General features: G+C 63.4%; 1 protein-coding gene and 2 pseudogenes. All 3 read left to right on the plus strand.

The window, feature by feature from the left end; translation table 11 throughout:
- Nucleotides 1–150: pseudogene (locus tag HX846_RS34730) on the plus strand (amidase family protein); the annotation flags it as partial.
- Nucleotides 151–362: 212 nt separating this feature from the next.
- On the plus strand, nt 363–1,121 hold the full coding sequence (locus HX846_RS34735; RefSeq protein WP_008433061.1) for a DeoR/GlpR family DNA-binding transcription regulator: 759 nt from the start codon (nt 363–365) through the stop codon (nt 1,119–1,121).
- Nucleotides 1,099–1,460 (plus strand): annotated as a pseudogene (locus tag HX846_RS34740) (Zn-dependent hydrolase); the annotation flags it as partial. The gene HX846_RS34735 and the pseudogene HX846_RS34740, both read left to right, overlap by 23 nt.

Here is a 1,460-nt window from a genome sequence, read left to right on the forward strand (position 1 = left end):
CTGCCCTGCGGCTTCAGCCCGAGCGGTTTGCCGATTGGCCTGCAGGTGATCGGCCCACGTTTTGCCGACGCCCAGGTGCTGCAATTCTGCGCGGCCGTCGAAGCCATCGCCCCCTGGGATCAGCACCTTCCCCCGATGCTGATGCCCTGATTGATTGCACCCGGAGTGGGCTCAAAAGAAGCCCGCCCGTGATAAACGCTTTGTGTTGTCCTGCCCTTTCACACCCTGATGAGTGAGAGGTACCCGTGACCCTGTCCATGGCTGTATTACGTTCTATGCTCCCCGCTGGACCGGCTCGCGCCGCGTTTCGCCGTGGGGCGCGCAATACCGGCCGCCTGAACCTGCCCTGGAATACCTCTTTTATGCTCAACCAGCCACGTCTCGACGAAATCATGCTCCTGCTCACCCAACACCAGCGCGTCAAGGCGTCGGACCTGGCGCAGGCGCTGTTCGTCTCCGAAGAAACCATCCGCCGCGACTTCAAGTACCTGGAAGAAGCCGGCAAGCTGCGGCGCATCCACGGCGGCGCGATCCTGCCGCGGCTCAACGAAGAACAGCCGCTGCAGGTGCGCAGCCGCATCAAGCCCCAGGCCAAGACGCGTATCGCGGTGTGTGCAGCGAAGCTGGTGAGCGAAGGCATGGTGCTGTTCCTCGACACCGGCACCTCGACCCTGGCCCTGGCCCAGCAACTGACCGCGTTCAGCCAGTTGCGCATCATCACCAACTCCCTGGACATCGCCCGCCTGATCACCGAGCAAAGCGCCAACCAGGTGCTGGTGGTGCCCGGCGATGTGCGCCGCAACGACAACGCGCTGATTGGCGCCCACACCCTGGAATTCGTCCGACAGTTCCACTACGACATTGCCTTCATGGGCATCGGCGCTGTCGACCTGGAGCTGGGGTTCATGGACTACCAGGAGCCCGAGGCGCTGCTGCGCCGGGAACTGACCAAACACAGCCTGCGCAGCGTGATCCTGGCCGATGACGCCAAGTTCGGCCACCGCACCTTTATCAATACGCTGCCGTTCAGCGCCATCACGACCCTGGTCACCAATCGTGCGCCGTCCAACGACTTTGCGACCCGCCTGGAGCAAGCCCATGTCGATATCCTTTACCCCTGAGTTGCTGGTGCCCAGTGAACAGGACCTTGAAACCTTCGAGGCGCTGTTCCGCGACACCTCGGTCATCGGCGCGACCAAGGCCGGTGGGCTGCATCGCCTCGCCGCCTCGGCTGAAGACGGCGCCGTGCGCGACCTGTTCGCGGCCTGGCTGACTGAACGCGGTTTTGACGTGCGTGTGGATGCAGTGGGTAACATGTTCGGTTTGATCACCTTTAATCCAGAAGCGCCCTACGTGCTGTGTGGCTCGCATCTCGACAGCCAGCCGAGTGCCGGGCGTTTCGATGGGGTCTATGGCGTGCTGGCCGGCGCAGTCGCGGTGGCCAGCCTGGCTCGCCAACT

Source organism: Pseudomonas sp. K5002, from assembly GCF_013386655.1.
Lineage (GTDB): Bacteria > Pseudomonadota > Gammaproteobacteria > Pseudomonadales > Pseudomonadaceae > Aquipseudomonas.

Excerpts from the sequence above, each read along its gene's own strand:
- HX846_RS34735 (WP_008433061.1), top strand. The coding sequence starts at position 363 with ATGCTCAACCAGCCACGTCTCGACGAAATCATGCTCCTGCTCACCCAA.